This is a genomic window from Micromonospora sp. NPDC049580, from assembly GCF_040675595.1.
In the GTDB taxonomy this organism is placed as follows: Bacteria; Actinomycetota; Actinomycetes; order Mycobacteriales; family Micromonosporaceae; genus Micromonospora.
In genome coordinates this window covers 1-1,340 of the sequence record NZ_JBFAPG010000809.1, presented here as the reverse complement: position 1 = coordinate 1,340, position 1,340 = coordinate 1, and the positions used below count along the sequence as shown (strand labels likewise).

The following is a 1,340-nucleotide window of genomic DNA, read 5'->3' as shown; positions in this document are numbered from 1 at the left end:
GTGGGATTCCCCCACCCCGGCACCGTCGCATGGAGCCCACTCCGCCCTCCGGCCCCCGACAACTCGGCCGTACGCTGAACGGTGATGGCTTACCTGGATCACGCGGCGACGACTCCGATGCTCGACGAGGCACTGGAGGCGTACGTCGCTACCGCCCGCGAGGTCGGCAACGCGTCCTCCCTGCACGCGGCGGGTCGTCGTGCCCGTCGTCGGGTCGAGGAGTCGCGCGAGCGGGTGGCTGCGGTACTGGGCGCCCGGCCGTCCGAGGTGATCTTCACCGGTGGGGGCACGGAGAGCGACAACCTCGCGGTCAAGGGCATCTTCTGGGCCCGCCGGGGCGCCGGCCCCGACCGCCGACGGGTGATCTCCAGCGCCGTCGAGCACCACGCCGTGCTGGACTCGGTCGACTGGCTGGTCGAGCACGAGAGAGCCGAGGTCGGCTGGCTGCCGGTGGACTCCACGGGCCGTCTCGACCCGGAGGACCTGCGTGCCGAGCTGACCGCGTACGCCGACCGGGTGGCCCTGGTCACCGCCATGTGGGCCAACAACGAGGTCGGCACCGTGCAGCCGGTGGCCGAGCTGGCCGCCGTCGCCGCCGAGTACGGCGTGCCCTTCCACACCGACGCCATCCAGGCCGTCGGCCAGGTGCCCGTCGACTTCGCCGCCAGCGGGGCCGCCGCGCTGACCGTCACCGGGCACAAGCTGGGCGGCCCGATCGGGGTGGGCGCGCTGCTGCTCGGCCGGGACGTGGCGGCCGTCCCCCTGCTGCACGGCGGCGGCCAGGAACGCGACGTCCGTTCCGGCACGCTGGACACCGCCGGCATCGTCGCCTTCGCGGTCGCCGTCGAGACCGCCGTGAAGGGTCAGCAGGAGTACGCGGCCCGGGTGGCCGCCCTCCGCGACGATCTGATCGAGCGGGTCCGCCGGGCGGTGCCCGAGGTGATCTACAACGGTGATCCGACCGACCGGCTGCCCGGCAACGCGCACTTCTCCTTCCCGGGCTGCGAGGGCGACGCCCTGCTGCTCCTGCTGGACGCCCAGGGCATCGCCTGCTCGACGGGTTCGGCCTGCTCGGCGGGGGTGGCCCAGCCCTCGCACGTGCTGCTGGCGATGGGCGCCGACGACGACCGCGCCCGTTCCTCGCTGCGTTTCACCCTCGGCCACACCAGCACCCAGGCCGACGTGGACGCCCTCGTCGCGGCCCTACCAGCAGCGGTGCAACGGGCCCGCCGAGCCGCCGCCCCCCGCACCCCCCGCTAACCCACCCCACACCCCCGGCCGGCCCCCGCCTCCACCCCGTCGATCATGAAGTTATTGCCGACCGTATCGGCGCGTCGTGG

The 1,340-nt window shown here is 74.0% G+C and carries 1 protein-coding gene; it reads left to right on the top strand.

The annotated features are described in order from the left end of the window. Positions 1 to 84 precede the first annotated feature (84 nt). A complete protein-coding gene (locus AB0J68_RS32250) occupies positions 85 to 1,260 on the top strand; it encodes a cysteine desulfurase family protein (RefSeq protein ID WP_354863262.1) in 1,176 nt (391 codons plus the stop codon). Positions 1,261 to 1,340 lie beyond the last annotated feature (80 nt).

What these genes read in the sequence shown, in the direction of transcription:
- AB0J68_RS32250 (WP_354863262.1), top strand. Translation starts at nt 85, where the DNA reads ATGGCTTACCTGGATCACGCGGCGACGACTCCGATGCTCGACGAGGCA.